Source organism: Bacteroides sp. AR29 (assembly GCF_900217715.1).
Taxonomy (GTDB): domain Bacteria; phylum Bacteroidota; class Bacteroidia; order Bacteroidales; family Bacteroidaceae; genus Bacteroides; species Bacteroides uniformis.
Window position 1 is genome coordinate 124,458 of record NZ_OBMS01000008.1, and the last position, 20,506, is coordinate 144,963.

Below are 20,506 nucleotides of genomic sequence, written 5' to 3' on the forward strand. Positions count from 1 at the left end.
ACCGCTATTACTTTTCAGCCCATTCCTTGGCTCCCTGCTCTTTCAGTTTAGCAGTAAATGCCTTTGCCTTCTCCATAGCAGCCGCTTCCTCTTCCGGAGTTGCATATGCATGCTTGTAGCCCTTCACCACATTCCATTCACCACGGGTGAAATCGGGGAATGCCACAGCCGCACAACCGTTGTCCATAGAAAGTTCTCCCAATTCTGCAAGGCAGCACCACTCAGCAAGGTCGTATACATCCATATCCAAAGGAAGACCGTTTTGCAGGCAATATACCAGACGGCTGTCCATCACGAAGTCCATGCCACCATGACCTCCTACTTCCTTCGCCATCTCACCGTACTTCTTTAAAATGGGATGCTGGTATTTCTCCACGAGTGCCTCCATCTCCGTCTCCGGCAGGAAACCGTGTGAATTCAAATCATCCACTTTGGGCTGAACGCCCGATGCACTCAGCTGGTCAGCGTCAAGCGCATACCCTTCTACCGGATATTTGTTGGCGAATCCCTTGGTACCCGTAAGCTGATACAAACGGTTATAAGGCTGTGGTGTCATTACATTGTGCTGAATCTCAATCACCTTTCCATTGGCTGTACGAATCATGGTCGTGGTATGGTCACCGTTACGGAATTCCTTGCACTCCTCGCCGGTTCTTTTTTCTACCAGCTCCTTGCCCACTACAGACTTGGTATCCATGGCTACCAACGTTTCCATACGGTCACCACGGTGAATATCCAGTGCTTGCGCCACCGGGCCAAGGCCATGGGTGGCATACACGTCACCACGATGCTTCATGTTGTAGTCCAAACGCCAGCCCAGCTTGTCATTTTCTCCATTCTTCCAATAATGGTCCCAAAACGGGCTCAAATTATGTATATAAGCACCCTGCGCACGGATAACTTCACCGAACACGCCATGCTGCGCCATGTTCAGCGTATTCATCTCGAACCAGTCATAGCAGCAGTTCTCCAGAATGAAGCAATGCTTACGGGTAGATTCACTCAAGTTAATCAAATCCCAGCATTCCTGCAGATTCATGGCCGAAGGCACTTCTATCGCTACATTCTTTCCATTCTCCAACGCACACTTGGCAACGGGGAAGTGATGCAGCCAGTCTGCAGCAACATAAACCAAATCTATATCATCACGTTTGCAGAGTTCCTCGTATCCTTTGTCACCGGAATAGACGGCGGCCTTGGGCATGGATGCCTTCTTCAAGAGCTCCTGACATTTATCTGCACGGGCCTCTTCATAATCACAAAGAGCCACTACCTGCGTACCCGGAATATAAGTGAAACGCTCCACTGCTCCGGGGCCACGCATACCCAAACCAACAAAACCCACACGGACTGCCTCCAACTTCGGAGTAGTCAGTCCCAATACACTCTTCTGTCCTGCCGGACGCTCGGGAGTTTTGACAACAATGGTACCATTCTGCCATTCCCATTGAGTTCCCTTCTCTGTGGTTTGCACAGTAGAAGTCTGGCTTGTGCATGCACCCAATACGAAGCACATTCCCAGCAACAACGATTTAACTGTTCCCATATTTCTGCTTTATTTAAGGTAAAAGAATTAATTGCAACAAAGATAGATAATCTTAACCAAAAGAAGATTATCAACAGCCATGTTCTTTTCAATCAGACAAAAGAATATACATACAGTAAACGCATTTAGATTAATTAACTCACTGTTTGATGCTACTTTACGAAATATTCGTAGATTTGCATTGAATTCATTTAAATACTTTATCCATGGAAAAGTTAACGATACAAGAAGAAGAAGCAATGTTGTACATTTGGGAACTGGGCAGTTGCTTCGTAAAAGACATTGTTGCCAAATACCCCAAACCGGCGCCTCCCTACACAACAGTAGCATCTATTGTGAAAAACCTGGAGCGCAAGCAGTATATCCGTGCCGCACGTGTAGGCAACACTTACCAGTATACCCCGCTTATACGCGAAAGCGAATACAAACGTACCTTTATGAGCGGTTTTGTGCGCAACTACTTTGAAAATTCTTATAAGGAAATGGTTTCGTTCTTCGCCAAAGACCAGAAGATTTCGGCCAATGACCTGAAAGACATTATAGACATGATAGAGAAAGGAAAGGAGTAAACATGTTAGCCTATTTTCTGAAAGTGAATGTAGCGATAGTACTGTTTTATGCATTCTATCGGCTGTTCTTCTACAAAGACACGTTTTTCGGCTGGCGCAGAACCGCACTGCTCTGCTTCTTTGCCGTTTCTGCCGCCGTACCTCTGCTGAACATACAAACGTGGATTACGGAGCAGGAACCGATGGTGGCCATGGCAGACCTCTATGCCAGCGTTGTGCTACCGGAACTCACAATAGGCACCGAAGCGGCTCCTACCGACTGGAAAAGCATCCTTTCAGAATATGCCAATATCGCCTATTGGGGAATAGTGGCATTGCTGATGATACGCCTCATCATGCAACTGGCGGGCATCATCCACCTGGCATGCCGATGCCGCAAGGTACAAATAGGCAACACAAATATACATCTGTTTCCCAAAGCAGACGGGCCTTTCTCCTTTTTCCACTGGATTTTTATCCATCCGTCCTCGCATACGGAAGAGGAATTCAACGAAATATTGACCCATGAGCAGACACACGCCCGGCAATGGCACTCCATTGATGTCATCATCAGTGAACTAGTGTGCATTTTTTGCTGGTGCAATCCCTTTGCCTGGCTCATGAAACGGGAAATCCGCACCAATCTGGAATATATGGCCGATGCCCGCGTATTGGAGAACGGCTATGACTCCAAAACCTACCAGTACCATCTGCTAGGATTGTCACATCAAAAGGCTGCAGCAACTATCTATAACAGTTTCAATGTTTTACCTCTAAAAAAACGCATCAAGATGATGAACAAAAAGAGAACAAAAGAAATAGGAAGAACCAAATATTTGATGTTCCTTCCTTTAGCGGCCTTACTTATGATTGTCAGCAATATCGAAACCGTGGCACGGACTTCCGAGATATGGATGCCCACCCTAACGGCAATAGAAGAGCTGCCCCTCAGTATTATAAATCCTGAACAGAAAGGCGAAACGACCTTCCACGTCACCATAATAGACAAGCAAGGGAAAGTTGTGCCGAACGTAAAAATCCAAACCACGCTGGCGGGAAAGCAACTGAACTTCAAGACCGGAGGAGATGGAAAGACCGACATCACCTTAGACATGAACGGACTGAAACATGCCACGATGTATGCCACCTCCCAAACCGGGAACAACTTCATTTTTGTTCTCTCTCAAGGAGAAACCACACGCACCATCAACATGGATGAGCATCAGTACACCCCACCTACACTCGCCCCCGATGCGAATGGTATTTTCGAGGTAGTAGAACACATGCCCGAATTCCCCGACGGAGGAATGTCAGCACTGATGGAATATTTGAAAAAGAACATCAAGTATCCGGAAGCAGCCATGAAGAAAGGTACACAAGGGCGGGTAACCGTACAATTCGTGGTGGAAAAAGACGGTAGCATCGCCAATGCGAAAGTGCTTCGTGGTGTTGACCCTGATTTGGACAAAGAAGCCGTGCGCGTAGTCAGTGTCATGCCCAAATGGAAACCCGGTACACAAAAAGGAGAAGCCGTACGAGTAAAATATACAGTTCCCGTGATGTTCCGTCTGACAGAAGACAATACACAAGTTAAGTATGCTCCCATTGAAAACAAGATAGATGAAATGGTAGTAGTGGGTTACGCTCCCGAAGAGACAACCTACCCGGAGGAAGTAACCGTTTTCGAAGTCGTAGAAAAAATGCCGGAATATCCCGGCGGCATGTCTGCAATGATGGCATTCATCAGTAAAAACATCAAATATCCGGTAGCTGCACAAAAAGCTAAGATTCAGGGAAGAGTGGTCATACAGTTTATAGTGGATAAAGAAGGGAACATCATATGCCCCAGAGTAATCCGTGGTGCCGACCCACTGCTGGACGCTGAAGCAATCCGTCTGACTACCATCATGCCCAAGTGGAAGCCCGGCATGCAAAGAGGACAAGCTGTAAACGTAAAATATACAGTCCCCATCATGTTCCGTCTGCAAGAACCGGAGAAAAACCCTGCTGTCCAGAATGCCACTGTTACTCCAACTAAATAAACTAATTTTCTCTCTAAACAAGTTTAAATGAAAAAGGAGCAGTTACCCGGCGACGGGCAATTGCTCCTTTTTCATAAGGAAAATATCCATGTTTATTTATGCACTTCCACAATCCGTGTCGGCGCCATTTCCATATTTCTGCGGTCTACCTGACGGACTACGGCAGCAGCCAGTTGCAGGAACGCACGCCCGGTCACTGTATTCTCATCCAAAGCAACCGGAGTGCCCTTATCACCACTCTCACAGATGCTCTGTACAATAGGTATCTGCCCCAGCAACGGTACATTCATCTCTTCCGCCAACCTCTTGGCTCCTTCTTTACCGAAAATATAGTATTTATTCTCCGGCAGTTCGGCAGGTGTAAACCAAGCCATATTCTCTACCAAACCGAGGATAGGCACATTCACTTTGTCATTGGTGAACATATTGATGCCTTTGCGTGCATCTGCCAGTGCCACAGCCTGCGGTGTGCTGACAACGATAGCCCCCGTCAGCGCCAAGGTCTGCACCACGGTCAAGTGAATGTCACTCGTTCCGGGAGGAAGGTCAATAAGGAAATAATCCAGTTCTCCCCAGTCGGCATCACCAATCAGTTGCTTTAAAGCATTGCTTGCCATGCCTCCACGCCACAAGGTGGCCTGATCGGGGTCGACAAAGAAACCGATGGAAAGCAGCTTGATGCCATACTTCTCTATCGGAACAATTAAATCACGTCCACCAATGTTCTCCGCCACAGGACGGGCATCTTCCACTTGGAACATCTTAGGAACGGAAGGCCCGAAAATATCTGCATCCAGCAGCCCTACCTTGTAACCCAACTTTGCCAAAGATACAGCAAGGTTGGCAGCAACCGTAGACTTGCCCACACCACCTTTTCCGGAAGACACTCCGATAACATTCTTCACTTGAGGCAAAAGTTTGCCTACTTCCGGTCGCGCCGCCTGGCGGCTCTCTGTGGTAATCACAACCTCCACTTCGGGAGAGACATATGTGTGTATAGCTGTCTCGGCAGCTTTCACCATCGACTTCATGAAAGGATCGGTCGGTTTCTCAAACGTCAGCGAGAAGCTGACCTTCATCCCGTCAATTCGCATATTATCGGCTACCATCTCTGCCTCGACAAGGTTCTTTCCGGTGCCGGGATAACGCACTGTTGCCAATGCATCAAGGATTAATTTTGGATATAATGCCATTGCATTTACTATTTGACAATTTACTATTTACTATTTTTATGCGAATCAGTGGCTTAAACTACTACTGATTCGCATCACTTGCTGGCTTGCAGTCCGCTACGCTTGCTACGGTTATAACTGCGGTACTCATCCAGTTCTATCTCCACATCCGGCTCCTGCAACTCGCCTGCTTGCGGAAGATGGAACTTGATGTACTTGATATTCAAACCACGATCCAGCCATTGTTGTTCATAATAGGTCTTGATGCTGAGTATTTCATCAGCCATGCCGGAATGGTATAAGTCTTCCGCCATCACATCCACCGGCAACCGGTTTCTTTCAATCATGTACCGGGTATAGGTAAACATGAAGTTGCTGTCCGTCTTCAGATGGACTATGCCGTCATTCTTCAGAAACTTGCGGTAGCGCTCCATGAAATAAGTGGAAGTAAGCCTTTTGGTAGCCTTCTTCATCTGCGGATCCGAGAAAGTAAGCCAGATTTCACTCACTTCATCCGAAGCAAAAAAACGGTCGATGATTTCGATATTCGTACGCAGAAAGGCCACATTCTTCATTTCCGATTGCAGCGACTCGGTAGCTCCCGTCCACATACGGGCTCCCTTTATATCCACTCCGATGAAGTTCTTGTCGGGAAACATGCGTCCCAATCCGACAGTATATTCTCCCCTACCACAGCCCAGTTCCAGGACAATAGGATGGTCGTTCTTGAAAAATTGCCCGTGCCAGTTCCCTTTCATGTCAAACGGTACATCATCTACCGCAGAATACGGATATTCGAAAACATGCGGATAACTCGCCATATCAGCAAACTTCTCTAACTTGTTTTTTCCCATAATTACTTGGTCCTATATATATATATGCTATGCCCCGAAAACAGAAGTGCACACAGATGACACAGATTAGACAGATTTTCACAGATTATTTTTTTTCTCTTTATCTGTGGTCATCCGTTTAATCTGTGTCATCTGTGTGCCATCTTGGTTTCGGGAAACTTTCACGACACAAGAGAATCTCTAATTATTCAACGATAGTCACCCAGCCATGAGTATCCGGCTCATCGCCATACTGGATAGCACGCAGCTTGTTGTAGAGCTTCGTACATACCGGTCCTGGTTTTCCATCTTTGGAAATAACGTATGACTTACCGTTCTCTACGTCGTCAATACGTTCGATGGGGCTGATAACGGCAGCCGTACCGCAGGCACCCGCTTCCTCGAAAGTCAGCAACTCTTCTTCAGGAACCGGACGACGCTCTACCTTCATACCCATGTCCTCTGCCAACTGCATCAGGCTCTTGTTGGTGATGGAGGGCAGGATGGAAGTGGATTTCGGAGTGATATACGTATTGTCCTTGATGCCGAAGAAGTTGGCAGCACCACACTCGTCCATGTATTTCTTTTCTTTGGCATCCAGATAGAACTCGCAGGCATAACCCAAATCGTGCGCTTTCTTATTGGCACGCAAGCTGGCTGCATAGTTACCACCTACCTTATAAGTACCGGTACCCAACGGTGCAGCACGGTCGAATTCGCGGATAATGACATACGGATTGGTTGAGAATCCACCCTTAAAGTAAGGACCTACCGGGGTCACGAACACCACAAACAGATATTCGCTGGCAGGATGCACACCTACTTGTGCACCGGTACCCACCAGCAACGGACGAATATACAGAGAAGCACCCGATTCATAAGGCGGAATGAAACGCTCGTTCAGCTTCACCACCTTCAAAATGGCTTCTTTGAAACGCTCCGTAGAAAGCTCCGGCATCAAGATACCCCGGCAGGTGGACTGCAGACGCGCCGCATTCTCTTCCAAACGGAAGATGCGCACCTTACCGTCTTTACCACGAAAAGCTTTCAAACCTTCAAATGCTTCCTGACCGTAGTGCAAACAAGTGGCAGCCATGTGCATAGGAATGGTTTCCTCACTGCAAACTTCCAGTTCACCCCATTGTTCGTTACGATAATAAATTCTCACATTGTAATCTGTCTTCATATATCCGAACGGCAGATTAGCCCAATCAAGTTCTTTCATATCTCAAAGTATTAGTTACTGCATTACGTACAATTTGCAACAAAAATAGCTTTTATTCTTCAGATTCTCGCTTCTCCGACAGTAATTTTTCAATTTCCTTGTCGGCTTTGGTCAATTTATCGCTGCAAAATGCTATAATTCCGTTTGCCTCCTTTATCTTTTCGGCAAGTACATCTATCTCCAGTTCGTTGTTGTCTATCTGGCTGACAATTTTCTCCAAACGCGCCATGGCTTCGGAGTAGGTCTCTTTTTTCTTGGTTACCGGCATAATTGAAATTAATTAATCGTTGTACTTCTCAAGCCGTTTGTCAGAATTCCCGTCTTTGGACGATGCGTTCTCCCACTTCATATCCTTGGACGTCAGTTTCAAAATATGATATTGTTCAGTATAATGTCCCTCTTTATCATACAACGTAATCAATTTTTCATCAAGACTTATGATATAAGTTCCACGAAAAGGGACTCCGTTAGATAACGGGCTTCCGGTATAAACTTCATAGGTCTTGTCTGCATTAAACGTATAGCAGGTCACAAAATCGTCCTGCAGGACTGGTTCTTTCACAATCCACTTACCTACCAGTTGAGGAATTTCGACCTTATCATCCTCATCCGTACATGAAATAAAACTAAATGCCATACTTATCAGTATCAGCATAAAAAACAAATTTTGTGTTTTCATCTTTGTTCATTTTAAATGATTTAAGCAATATTCATAAAATACAGAGATTTGCAAAACACTGCATGAATGAGAGTTAAATATGTACTATTGAAACCACTTCACCATTCTGCAGACGGGTTGTTATCATATCATTCTCCTGCAGTTCATCTGCATTCTTCACTACTTTCCCATCTTTCAACGTAATGCTGTAACCGCGAGCCAACAACTTTTCCGGTGAAGCATCTGCCAATCGTTGTTGCAACAATTCCAGGCGATGGCGATGGCGGAACAAAGAGGAAGTCACAGCCTGCATCACATCTTTCCGCACAGTCAGCAAAGCCATTTTTGCATCAGATATACGATGGTATGCGGCAGAAGGAATCCGGTTCTTGTAACCAGAGAGTCTGCGCTGTTCCTGCTGCAACAGATTCTTGACACCCTCATGCAAGCGGGAAGCAAGCATTTCCAGTTCATCAGCAGCGCTGTCCATGGACTCTATTAAGAATTCGGCAGCGGCCGTAGGGGTCTTTACACGGGTATGTGCCACAGAATCCAGCACCGTGTCGTCCCGCTCGTGACCGATACCCGTTATGATAGGTAACGGAAACTGTGCACAAGCAGCAGCAAGCAGATAGGTATCGAAACCGGACAAGTCGGACGTGGCGCCTCCACCGCGAATAATGGCAACCACATCAAACTCGGACAAGCGTGCATTCACCCGGTCGAGAGCAGAAAGGACAGACTCCTCCACACGGTCACCCTGCATCAAGGCAGGAAACAGCTCCGTATAAAAGTAGAACCCCCGGGAATTGTTTTCCAGCTGATGACAGAAGTCACCATAGCCCGCCGCCGTCGGTGAAGATATGACGGCAATACGTTGCGGCAGGCGGGGTATATCCAGTTCTTTATTAAGAGTGAGGACTCCCTCCTCCTCAAGCTGCCTCAATATTTCCCTGCGGCGACGCGCCATATCGCCCAACGTATAGGTGGGATCTATGTCCTGCACTGTCAAACTATATCCATAAAGTTCGTGGAAACTGACAGTGACCTGAACCAGCACTTTGATGCCCGAAACAAATGCCTGCCCCGTAGCCTCCTCAAAATAGGGCTTCAGCAACCGAAACACATTTGCCCAGATGGTGCCTCTCGCCTTAGCTACCAGACTATTGCTACGGGGATCTTTCTGCACAAATTCCAGATAGCAATGCCCTGTACTGTTGGTACGCACATCGCTCAACTCTGCCTGCACCCAAAACTCATCGGGGAGACACTGCTCCAGACTACGGCGCACAAGGGCATTCAACTCTTGTAAAGACAAGGCTTCCATATAGCTATCATTCAACCAGTTATAACTTTATAAAATTTTATCCGTAATAAAGCGGTACTTTATTCGTGATAAAGTGACAATACACTATTGGCAAGCCAACAGAAATTCTCGTTATTTGTTTCTTTCGGACTGATAATCCTGATACGCCTTCCACATATCGGGCACGCCATAGCCATAGATATTATCAGGATAATCCGTACGGTCACCGGAACGGCGCACCAATTCTATCACTTCTTTTGCCGTAAGTTCGGGACAAGCCTGCCACAAGCAAGCCACCATGCCGCACATAATGGGTGAGGCAAAAGAGGTACCGTTCGCCCTTCCCTGGTTGCCGTCCGTACGTATAACGTCGGCACCCAGCCCGACGGCTACAACATCCGGCTTTATCCGATGGTCTGCCGTATTCCCTACAGACGAGAAAGGAGCCAGAACAGCTTCCTTGTCGACAGCACCCACCGTCAGCACATTTTCGGCATCGCCCGGAGGCGTAATCTTCTTCCAAGAACCGGTGCCCGAATTTCCGGCACTGCATACCAATACCATGCCCTTATCGGCTATGCGCGATGCCTGACGTGACATCAGCGCATAGTGCCCATCCAGATTGCGGAGCTTATAATTCTTGGATTTATCATCGAAAGCGTAATATCCCAATGAAGTATTAAGCACATCCACTCCCACGCTATCGGCATATTCCACAGCAGCAGCCCAGTAGTCCTGCTCTACCAGATGCTCGGAGTATTCGTCTTCGCTACGCAGCAACCAGAAAGAAGCTTCGGGAGCTGTACCGGTCATGACACCGGGGCGATTCATGGCGATGCACGAGAGCACCGCCATGCCGTGGCTGCTTTCGGCAAATATATCCGATTGGGGATTCACAAAATCCTTCGTACCCAGGATGCGGATATTCTGCATGGCGGTTATCTTGTCGGCATTGTGGAAACCCGCGTCGATAACGGCAATCGTCATTCCTTGTCCCTTGAAGCCTTCTTCGTGCAGCTTATCGCCATTGCTCAGCCGTATCTGGTCGACAGCCAATCCATAAATGCTGTCGGGATGCACGCTTGGGCGGTTTATCAGAGAGTCGCGCTCTGTCGCCATGAACGGCCCGTCACCTCCGGGAGCTATCCAGACCTTTTCCGTCTTCCGAACAAAAGGCAGGGCGGCAATACGCTCTATCAATGCAGAGTCGTTGCAGGACACTGTAACAAAATTCTCCCATTTGCCGGTAACGACAATCTTCGCGCCTTGCCTGCGAATCTCATCCACATACTTACGGCATACCGGAAGGTCTGTCGAGTCTATCGGAAGATTCTGCTTCCGGCGACGCTCAATCGCCTTTTCAGAAAGGAACGCTTCCGGATGTTCCAGCGAATACGTGGTGGCAGCCTTATCCTTCAGGCTGATACGATACTTCAAAGTATCTTGTTGTGCCGATGCTCCCGCCGCAAACAGGACAAAGGCTGAAAGAAGTACAAGTCTTTTCACAATTAGAAATTATAAATTAAAAATTAAAGAAACATCCCGATGCCCCGTTGGGAAGCGATGAATGAGCCTCCAACCACACGCCGGCCGACATAGAACACGGCAGACTGTCCTGGAGCAATGGCAGAAGCCTCCGACAAGAAGTGCACCAGCAGACGCCCGTCCTCCAGGCGCTTCACGGTGCAAGGAATAGGTTTGCTGCGATAACGGATGCGCACGGTGAGTTCTTCCGATCCAAAGAATTCGTCTTCATCCGTCAGATTCTCCTCTTCGGCCAGCATATATCCGGCCTTCAATTGTTCCGCATCGCCCAGCATCACGGTATTCTTCTGCGGATTAATTTTCAGCACATAGGCAGGTTTGCCCAAAGCTATCTCCAGGCCTTTCCTCTGTCCGATAGTGTAGTAAGGAAATCCTTTGTGCTCCCCCAGTTTGACGCCTTCCGAATTGACAAACCATCCCGGCCCCACTTCACTGTCTATCTCCGAGGAATGCTCGCGCAAGAAGTCGCGGTAGTCTCCCTTGATGAAACAGACTTCCATGCTTTCCCCTTCTTCCGCCTTGAGCGTATATCCTTTATCACGAAGATACTCGCGAACCTGCATCTTGGTGAATGCTCCCAACGGGAAGATGCATCGCTTCAACACCTCCTGCCCCAGTCGCCAGAGGAAATAGGACTGGTCTTTCTTATCATCATCCCCGGCAACAATGTAAACCTTCCCGTTCCGTTCCTCCAGACGGGTGTAGTGCCCGGTAGCAATGAACGCACACCCCAACCTGTCCGCCCACTCCGTCAGGATACGGAACTTGAATAACGGATTACACATCACACAAGGATTGGGAGTACGCCCCCGACGATATTCATCGATAAAGTTCTGAACAATAATCTGCCGGAAAGCCTCACGCTCATCTGCCACATGGTGTTCAATTCCCATACTGTCGGCAAGGTTGCGGGCTTCCACCGGTTCGTCTCCCCACACCCACATGGTGAGGCCGACTATCTCATAGCCCTGTTCCCTCAACATCAGGCAAGTGGCGGTACTGTCTATACCTCCGCTCATTCCCACTAATACTCGCTTTTCGGATTTGTTCATATTCTGCCATTCATTCATATAATCTGCAAAAGTACACGTTTTCAAGCAGAATACACAGCTTTTCAGCTAAAGAGAGAGTATTTTCATCCTCCACAGCCTTCACCTTCTTCCTCAACCTTCCTATTCATCGGCTTTTCCGGTAAGACCTCTTTCCTTCGCACTACCGCACCTCATAGGTGTTCCGGCGTTTTCTTATCAATTACGCATCTGTCTTTGATTACACCTCCTTTCCTCTTAGCATAACCATTTATGAATCAGCAGATAATCAGTGCAAAAAGAATGCAACCATTTTGCAGTGACGCTACGCCCCTACTACAGTGAGGTTAGCAGCAGGCAATTGACAGCTCCCGAGCCTTCAACGGGAAAGCGAATACAAGGTTTTTACCCGATAATCCATTTACTGCCCGGTATCAACGAGATGAGCTTGGTTGCCACGAAACAACTGATAAACGTACATACCGCTATAACCGGAATGGCAGCCACAGTGGGCAATCCCAATGTAGACTTAAACACCGACACCCACAAGCCAAGCCAGAAAATGTGCATAAGAAACATGCCGTAGCTGAGTTTAGACATTTCGGCAATGATGCGCGGAGGCTGCGGAATGCTGATACAGCCGAACAACAAAAATGTGCCTGCCGTCAACGCCACGCAATTAAGGGTACAGAAAGCCCATCCCACCTCAATGACCGGTGTAGAATGAACCACTCCTGGAACAGCCTGGACATAGAACGACCATATGGTAGCCGCCGCGCCGACCAGCATAAGCAAGAAACCGACCCGCAGACGCAAGGAGCGCCCCCAAGTAAGATGCACGCGGATATAATGTGCCAGCACAAGATAGCCTAAATAACCCGAAAAATACCATAACATGTGATATTCGTTCCAGAAACACTGTCCCCATACTTCACCAAACCAACGGTTGAGGAAAGGTATACAAGTAGAAATCAGAAACAATCCGATGAAGAAACGTTCTTCTTTGGCCGAAACCTTCTCCAGCCACGGTGAAATGACCGGAATGAACAGATAAAGACTTATCAACGGATACATAAACCAGAAGTGCCCGGCAAGCGCAGGAAAGTTCAGCCAGATACGTGAAAGGTCGTTCAGAGATTGTTCGCCGTCTATCTGTCCCCACAACATGGGCAACGTGCTATATAGTACCATGAAAAAGACGAACGGCGGCATGATGCGCAGGAAACGTTTGCGGTAAAACTGCCAACAGCTTTGTCCTTTCTTCATCGGTGCAAGCAGATAAGCCGAAACAATCATGAACAGAGGCACAGACATACGAGAGAAACCATCATAAACTGATACCCACAACCTATCGCCCTCATTCTGAAGGAAAGACTGCGGTCCTACCATATCTGTAGAGCCGGCAGCTCCATAAAAATTCTCACTGGCATGAACCAACATGACCAAGAAGCACGCAAACACGCGCACGTAATCCAAAAAAGCAATACGTTTCATTTTATTTTAAGTTTTCTATTTATGCAAGTCAGGAGTTAAAGATGTCAGCACTTCACTACTGTCCGCATCATTCATCAATTTATTCTCTTGTATTCGGGAACGCAGATATCCTTAACCGCGCAGCTCCCATAGGGATGAGTGTGATTTCTTCTTTGTCGCCTCTCGCTGCATCCTCTTCGGGCAACACGCCACACAACCCGGTTTCATCTATTTCCCATTCGGGAACCAATCGGCCGACAGCCTTCACCTCCAAAGGTACATTGGCCACCGTAAAAGGGTAGTCGTCGGCCGGCCATGATTTACGGATTACCTCGAAGTGTTTCAAGGGTTCTGTCTTGTCCAACACCAGCGAATAATTCCACGCGCTGCCGGAATATATCTCAGTAGTGGGCCATTTTTGAGGGTCAGCATCTTTTTGCCATTTAGAATCACCGATGGCCGTTTCGCGGCTGTCCTTCTCCACATATTTCTCAGCAATCTTAAGAGAGAGCGTGAGAGGACCGTAATCCACACTTACGCTGTTTTTATTGACCTGCCAGGTGCGCATGGACAAAGACATCGGAAACGTCAATTCCACACAGTCACCATCCGACCACTCGCGATGGATGCAGAGATACTTCCCTGCCACGGGAACCGCATCCACTTCCTCACCATTCACGCACACTTTCGCCTTTTGAGTCCATGAAGGGATTCGGAAATAGAACGGGAAGACGACTTTTCCCTCGGTAGAGACAGAAAAACGGATGTCTTCCTCAAAAGGATAATTCGTCTCTTCGTGCAAAGTGATTTCCTTTCCATCAGCTACTTTCACCACAGCTTTGCAAGCTGCATAAAGAGCCGTTGCCACTCCATTGTCGGGAGTTGCCAAAACCAGATGCTCGGCAAAGTAGGGCCAGCCTTGTGCATGATTGTGCTGACAGCAACGACTGCTGAAAGGATTCATCGAAAGAAACGGTCCGCGGTTGTCAATGCCCGGATGATGATTCTTGGAATCACTGACGACATGGTTCGGGCAAGTGATGTAGCGCAACGCTTTAAAATCCGGCATCACGGCAACCGGATAAGAGTTAAATGCAACTTCTTCGCAATGCTCGGCCCATAAGGGATCGCCCGTTATGCGAAGCATAATTTCATCAGAAGCCATCTGCTCAACCAGCCCGCAGGTTTCCACCCCTTGGCGGGGGTCGATATATCCCAAACGGGCATTCTCATCTGCCCCGAACATGCCACCGGGCACTTGCCCGAAAGTACGACGAATCAGTCGATGGACATTATAAGAGGCTTTCAGCATGGCAGAATCACCGGTCTGCATATAATAAGTAGCAGGCTCACGGAAACATTGGGCAATGTTTACGTTGTGCCAGTTGGGCAAAGAGGTCGACTGAGTCCAGTCCGCAGTATTGCGATGAATCTTTTCGGCCAATTCGAGCAAAAAAGCATCTCCCGTATGACTGTAAAGCCAGTAAATGCTAATGATATTATCGCCTCCACGACTATTCTCCCAAAAGTCTTCCAGAAGTCGGTCGTCGGGAACCGTCATCTGCCATCTAAAGTAGTTTGTCATCAGGTCTATGACACGCTGGTCTTGAGAATACTCGTAATAAGATTGCAGGCACCAGAGCATAATCATCTGTGCCCAAAGTTCGCGTTTTCCATTGCGTTCGTTGACCGGGCCGAAATAACCGTCCGGCTGGCGACTGGCAAATACGCCTTCGATCCAGTATTTGGTTTCTTCTATCATCTTCGGATCATTCAGAATATATGCCAAACTGCTATACCCTTTGAGCCAATAGGGAACTTCCTCCCAACCATGGTCCCCACCGGTCGTAAGCCAAGCGTTGTCATCCTTTTCCAACCAAGCACTGATTTCCCCTAAATGTCCGGTCAGGCCGTCGCGCTGCAACTCCAGAAATTTCCTTACCCACCCCTCGGGACGGATGTTGCCTACTGGCAATTTTATAAAGTTCAATGGACGAAGCGGGGCACGGTAACCCATATAATTAGTATTGACAGCATGTATATCCGGCCGGTCAACCACCGTCACCGTACCAGCAGAAGAGGCAGAAGTACAAGCCATAACCGAAATTGCCAATGCCACGAAAAGGAAGGCAGCCACCCATGTATATAAGTTCTTCATGTTATATCTTAATCAATGCTATTCAATAAATCCACCTTCCCTTCATTAACCAACTTCAATATCAACTCACCGAAAAGGGTGTTCTGCCAAGCAAACCAAGGGCGGGTGAAGTTAGTTGCATCATCCTTATGGAACGACTCGTGCATGAAGCCCGTACCGGCATCCGTATCCATCAGCATCTTGATGCAAGTTTTGATTTCGGCATCATCCCGGCTTGTGAAAGCTTTCATCATAATGCTCATAGGCCACACCATGTCATAGCCGATATGCGGTCCGCCGATACCTTCACCGGCTTTGCCGCAGAAGAAATAAGGATTGCTGTCGCTCCACACAAAACGGCGGGTATTCTGATAAATAGGGTCATTGACGTCTACATCTCCCAGATAGGGCATGGCAAGCAAGCTAGGCACATTGGCATCGTCCATCAGCAAATGATTACCGAAACCATCAACCTCGAAAGCATAAATGGTACCAAATTCAGGATGATTGTAGGTTGCATAGCGTTTCAAAGCCATTTCCACCTCATCGGCCAAGGCACGGCAATCGGCAGCCAAAGCAGTCTCCTTGTTCACTGTTTCCAGAACCTCGGCAGCCTTACGCAAGGAAGTGACAGCAAAGAAGTTGGAAGGCACAAGGAACTGAAGCGTTGTGGCATCGTCCGACGGGCGGAAGCAGGACACGATAAGTCCCACCGGACGGACAGGAGCACCCAGACCATCATTGTTCAGCGTATCGAGCGCACGCTCCGTCTTGCGTTGAAATTTGTAGGGACCGGCACCCTCTTTGCGCTGCTGCTGACAAAAAGTAGTATAAATATTGCGGATGGCTTCCAGCCATTCAGCACCGAAAACCGAAGTGTCACCCGTCACCTGCCAGTAGTGATAAGCCAACCGTAAAGGATAACAAAGCGAGTCGATTTCCCATTTACGTTCATGCAGTTCGGGCTTCATGTCAGTAAGGTCACTCATCCAATGCCCATCGGGCAGCGCACCATCGTTGTAAGCATTCGCATATGGGTCGATATTGATACATTTGAACTGGCGTAGAATAACACCGGCCAGCATCTCTTTCAGTTTCGGGTCGTTATTGGCAAGCTGCACATATGGCCATACTTGCGCCCCTGAGTCACGCAACCACATAGCATGGATGTCACCCGTATATACAAAAGTATCAGGCTTTCCATCGCTGCCCTTGCGGAAGTGCACAGTAGTATCCAGCGTATTTGGAAAACAGTTGGCAAACATCCAGGAAAGCTTGCGGTTCTTCAAAAGCATCTGTACACGGACAATCTCTTTCTCCACGGCAGTGGAACGGAAAAGTCGTTGTTTCTCTTTAGGACGGTTAGAGGTATAGTTACCGGCAGATACCGTATTATCCTGCACGGCTACAAAGCCCGCATCGGCAAGAAGGCAGCTACTATTGACAGCCTGAACCATCCCGGCAGCCGCAGCCAGGACAAGGCTGAAACAAATCTTTTTGGAATTAAGACTCATATTTCTTCTATATAAATTTGAATTGAAAATTGCTATTAGTCAAGTGGAGGGGTGGTAGCTTTCACTCCCTCGAAAGTCATGCGCACCGGCTTTATCTTTCCTTTTTTGTCAAAGTACATCCGGTCAATGCAGGTGGCACGGCTGTTTGCTGCCGTTTCTCCCAACGGGCGACGGTGGTAAATGATGTACCATTCGTCCTTACCTTTTCCACGCACCACTGAATGATGTCCGGCACCGGTAGCCACATCGGCATCCTGCTGAAGAATGATTCCCTCGCGATGGAACGGCCCGAAAGGAGAGTCGGCAATGGCATAGGCCACACGGTAGTCGGGACTTCCCCAACCGCCTTCCGACCACATGAAGTAATACTTTCCGTTACGTTTCAACATGAAAGGACCTTCCACATAGTCCTGAGGAGTCACTTCTTTATAGACTGTGCCATCATCAAAAGGAACGACACTAAGTAAATCGGAAGACAGTTTCACGATGTTGCAATGCCCCCATCCGCCATAGTACATATAGTAAGTGCCATCGTCATCACGGAACACAAACTGGTCGATGGGCTGTGCGCCATTCACAATTTTATCAATCAGGGGCTTGCCCAGCACATCTTTGAAAGGACCTGCCGGATTGTCTGCCACAGCCACACCGATACCGCCAATCTCAGAGTTGTTCTGTATATCGTTCCCTCCGAAGAAAAGATAATAGCGGTCATTGGCCTCGATAACAGCCGGCGCCCACAAAGCACGGCGCAACCATGGGATATTTTCCTTTGAAAGCACGCGTGGATGTTTGGTCCAATGCACCAAGTCGGGCGAAGAATAGGCATCCATAAAAGTCTGTTCATCATAAGGAGCGGAATATGTAGGATAAATCCAGAACTTCCCGTCCAGCACTACTCCCTCAGGGTCGGCATACCAACCGGGAAAAATCGGATTGCCGCTACGTTTCTTTTGAACTTCTTCACCAGATTGCGCATAAACAGAAGAAGAGGAGCAAAACAATGCCAAGCAGTAAATAGTAAGTTTCTTAAGTTTCATGGTAAATAGGGTTTTCAAACAGTGATTTATCGTAAGAGAGAGAGGGTGTGTCAAAACGTTTTTCAGCTATCACTCCGTCAGACATTCGGCACACCCTCATCATTAATTGCTATGGTTTTGGCTTTGAGGTCACTTCTTCTTTTTAAGCGTTTTCGAGAAGGAGTAAGGAGCATCCTCCTCTCCTGTCCCACGCAGTTTGTTGGGCACATTGTCCATAGTGAAGCGCAGCGAGGAGCCGTTCGTCAGTTGCTCGTGTGTCAGAAAGTTGCGTGTATAGTCAACGCCATCCACTGTAAGTTTCTGCACGTAGCGGTTGGCACGACTATTCTCAGGAGCTTCAATCGTCACAGTCTTGCCATTTTCCAAGTGCAGACGCACAGAACGGAAAAGAGGAGCACCCAGCACATACTGATCTGTACCCGGACAGACGGGATAGAATCCCAAAGCTGAAAACACGTACCAAGCAGATGTCTGGCCGTTGTCCTCATCACCGCAATAGCCGTCGGGATTGGCACTGTACATACGCTCCATAACCTCACGCAGCCAGTACTGCGCCTTCCACGGCTGGGAGGAATAGTTATAGAGGTAAATCATGTGCTGTATGGGCTGGTTGCCGTGAGCGTAGTTGCCCATGTTCATGATCTGCATCTCCCGAATTTCGTGGATGACACTGCCATAATAACTTTCGTCGAACACAGGCGGCAACACAAACACGGAATCCATCATCTGGTTGAAGGAGTCCTTGCCACCCATCAGGTCAATGAGTCCTTGCGGATCGTGGAAAACCGACCACGAATAATGCCAACTGTTTCCTTCGGTGAAGGCGTCACCCCACTTCAAGGGGTTGAAAGGCGATTGGAACGTACCGTCTTCATTCTTGCCGCGCATCAACTTATGGGCAGGGTCGAAAAGATTCCGGTAGTTCAGCGCGCGTTTGGCAAAAGGAGCCAGTTCTTTCTTCGACTTGCCGAGCGAAAGTCCCAACTGGTAGATGCACCAATCATCATAAGCATACTCCAGCGTACGGGCTACATTTTCGTTGATACCCACATTATAGGGCACATAACCCAGCTTGTTGTAATACTCATGTCCCAGGCGTCCGGTAGAGGAAACCTCGGGATGCACATTCTCCGTACCGCTCTTCACAGCATTCCATAATGTCTCGATGTCGTAGCCACGCAGACCTTTCAGCCAGGCATCCGCCACCACAGAGGCGGAATTGTTGCCCACCATGCAACCACGGTGTCCCGGACTGGCCCATTCGGGCAGGAAACCGCTCTCCTTGTAAGTGTTGGCCAATCCTTCCTGCATCTTGGCATTCATGGATGGATACATCAGGTTGAGAAAGGGGAAGAGACAACGGAAAGTGTCCCAAAAACCGGTGTCGGTAAACATATAGCCGGGCAGCACCTCACCATTATAGGGGCTGTAGTGCATTACCTGACCTTGCGCATCTATCTCGTAGAAACTGCGCGGGAAAAGCACAGAACGGTAGAAACAAGAGTAGAAAGTACGCAGACGGTCGAGGTCGGTATCCTGCACTTCAATGCGGCCCAGTACCCGGTTCCATTCGTCACGCCCGGCTTTCGCCACCTCTTCAAGCGTCCGGTCACCCAGTTCCTTCAAGTTCAACTCGGCCTGCTCGTGACTGATGAACGAGGAAGCCACACGTACATTCACCTGCTCGCCACGGAGGGTATGAAAACCGATGATGCCACCGGCATGATTGGCACTTGCCTCGGTGGTACGGGGGGCAATCTTTCCGTCCTTCACGGCAGCAGTATAAGTAAAAGGCTTATCGAACTGCAATACAAAGTAGTTCTTGAAATTGCTTGGCACACCACCACTGTTCTTGGTGGTGTAGCCTATGATTTTCTTTTCAGCCGGAATGATTTTCACAAAAGAACCGTTGTCCATGGCATCGACCACCACATAGGCTTCCTCCGTTTCAGGGAAAGTGAAACGGAAGGCAGCGGCACGCTCGGTAGGAGCAAACTCCGCCGTCACATCATGGTCGGCAAGATAGACTTTATAATAATAAGGAGTGGCGGTCTCGGCTTTATGAGAAAACCAACTGGCACGCTCGTCCTGGTCGAAAGCCACCTTTCCGGTGATAGGCATAATGGCAAACTGTCCGTAATCGTTAATCCACGGACTGGGCTGGTGTGTCTGCTTGAATCCGCGAATCTTGTCGGCATCATAAGTATAAGCCCATCCATCCCCCATAGTACCGGTCTGTGGTGTCCAGAAATTCATACCCCAAGGCATTGCCACAGCAGGATAAGTGTTGCCCGTAGAAAGGGCATGCTTGGATTGCGTGCCAACCAAGGTGCTGACGTAATCAACAGGAGTAATCGGCTCGTCAACCGGCAGTAAGGCCGCCTGCATACCGCCTACAAGAAGGAGGGCGGTTCCCCATGCAAAAAGTCTTTTCATTCG

Annotated in this window: 16 protein-coding genes; 2 read left to right on the forward strand and 14 right to left on the reverse strand. The window is 48.3% G+C overall.

Features of this window, described 5'->3' with window-relative positions; translation table 11 throughout:
* Window positions 1-7 precede the first annotated feature (7 nt).
* Window positions 8-1,546, reverse strand: a complete 1,539-nt coding sequence (locus tag CSD97_RS07305) for a Gfo/Idh/MocA family oxidoreductase (RefSeq protein WP_009037849.1) — start codon at window positions 1,544-1,546, stop codon at window positions 8-10.
* A 206-nt stretch (window positions 1,547-1,752) separates the two neighbouring features.
* Here CSD97_RS07305 and CSD97_RS07310 point away from each other — a divergent pair, with 206 nt between their 5' ends.
* Both CSD97_RS07310 and CSD97_RS07315 read left to right on the forward strand, forming a co-directional pair.
* Window positions 1,753-2,115 carry a BlaI/MecI/CopY family transcriptional regulator gene (locus CSD97_RS07310; protein WP_005829755.1) on the forward strand — a complete coding sequence of 121 codons (363 nt, stop codon included), beginning with the start codon at window positions 1,753-1,755 and terminating at the stop codon, window positions 2,113-2,115.
* A 2-nt stretch (window positions 2,116-2,117) separates the two neighbouring features.
* A complete protein-coding gene (locus CSD97_RS07315) occupies window positions 2,118-4,136 on the forward strand; it encodes a M56 family metallopeptidase (RefSeq protein WP_098032177.1) in 2,019 nt (672 codons plus the stop codon).
* Between the two features lie 92 nt (window positions 4,137-4,228).
* Here CSD97_RS07315 and CSD97_RS07320 read toward each other — a convergent pair whose 3' ends face one another.
* The 13 genes from CSD97_RS07320 to CSD97_RS07380 form a co-directional block, all read right to left on the reverse strand.
* The gene (locus CSD97_RS07320) at window positions 4,229-5,329 is read right to left on the reverse strand and encodes an Mrp/NBP35 family ATP-binding protein (RefSeq protein ID WP_016273135.1); all 1,101 of its coding nucleotides are present in this window, start codon (window positions 5,327-5,329) and stop codon (window positions 4,229-4,231) included.
* A 74-nt stretch (window positions 5,330-5,403) separates the two neighbouring features.
* The gene (gene trmB, locus CSD97_RS07325; RefSeq protein WP_098032178.1) at window positions 5,404-6,162 is read right to left on the reverse strand and encodes a tRNA (guanosine(46)-N7)-methyltransferase TrmB; all 759 of its coding nucleotides are present in this window, start codon (window positions 6,160-6,162) and stop codon (window positions 5,404-5,406) included.
* 184 nt (window positions 6,163-6,346) lie between these two features.
* Entirely contained in the window at window positions 6,347-7,366 is a 1,020-nt protein-coding gene (locus tag CSD97_RS07330) for a branched-chain amino acid aminotransferase (protein WP_016273137.1), read from the reverse strand.
* 52 nt (window positions 7,367-7,418) lie between these two features.
* Entirely contained in the window at window positions 7,419-7,634 is a 216-nt protein-coding gene (gene xseB, locus CSD97_RS07335) for an exodeoxyribonuclease VII small subunit (RefSeq protein ID WP_016273138.1), read from the reverse strand.
* Window positions 7,635-7,646: 12 nt separating this feature from the next.
* Window positions 7,647-8,045 (reverse strand): lipocalin family protein, encoded by a 399-nt coding sequence (locus tag CSD97_RS07340; protein ID WP_005833412.1) that lies wholly within the window; start codon window positions 8,043-8,045, stop codon window positions 7,647-7,649.
* Window positions 8,046-8,118: 73 nt separating this feature from the next.
* On the reverse strand, window positions 8,119-9,351 hold the full coding sequence (gene xseA, locus CSD97_RS07345) for an exodeoxyribonuclease VII large subunit (RefSeq protein WP_098032179.1): 1,233 nt from the start codon (window positions 9,349-9,351) through the stop codon (window positions 8,119-8,121).
* 111 nt (window positions 9,352-9,462) lie between these two features.
* Window positions 9,463-10,836, reverse strand: a complete 1,374-nt coding sequence (locus CSD97_RS07350) for a S8 family serine peptidase (RefSeq protein WP_098032180.1) — start codon at window positions 10,834-10,836, stop codon at window positions 9,463-9,465.
* Window positions 10,837-10,859: 23 nt separating this feature from the next.
* The gene (gene mnmA, locus CSD97_RS07355) at window positions 10,860-11,927 is read right to left on the reverse strand and encodes a tRNA 2-thiouridine(34) synthase MnmA (protein ID WP_098032197.1); all 1,068 of its coding nucleotides are present in this window, start codon (window positions 11,925-11,927) and stop codon (window positions 10,860-10,862) included.
* A 381-nt stretch (window positions 11,928-12,308) separates the two neighbouring features.
* Window positions 12,309-13,397 carry an acyltransferase gene (locus CSD97_RS07360; RefSeq protein WP_098032181.1) on the reverse strand — a complete coding sequence of 363 codons (1,089 nt, stop codon included), beginning with the start codon at window positions 13,395-13,397 and terminating at the stop codon, window positions 12,309-12,311.
* A 79-nt stretch (window positions 13,398-13,476) separates the two neighbouring features.
* Window positions 13,477-15,474: a beta-L-arabinofuranosidase domain-containing protein gene (locus CSD97_RS07365; protein WP_229104717.1), complete on the reverse strand. Its 1,998-nt coding sequence runs from the start codon at window positions 15,472-15,474 to the stop codon at window positions 13,477-13,479.
* A gap of 68 nt (window positions 15,475-15,542) precedes the next feature.
* The gene (locus CSD97_RS07370; protein ID WP_098032183.1) at window positions 15,543-17,027 is read right to left on the reverse strand and encodes a glycoside hydrolase family 125 protein; all 1,485 of its coding nucleotides are present in this window, start codon (window positions 17,025-17,027) and stop codon (window positions 15,543-15,545) included.
* A gap of 35 nt (window positions 17,028-17,062) precedes the next feature.
* Window positions 17,063-18,067, reverse strand: coding sequence for a glycoside hydrolase family 43 protein (locus CSD97_RS07375; protein WP_098032184.1), 1,005 nt, complete (start codon window positions 18,065-18,067; stop codon window positions 17,063-17,065).
* A 129-nt stretch (window positions 18,068-18,196) separates the two neighbouring features.
* Entirely contained in the window at window positions 18,197-20,503 is a 2,307-nt protein-coding gene (locus tag CSD97_RS07380) for a GH92 family glycosyl hydrolase (RefSeq protein ID WP_098032185.1), read from the reverse strand.
* Window positions 20,504-20,506 lie beyond the last annotated feature (3 nt).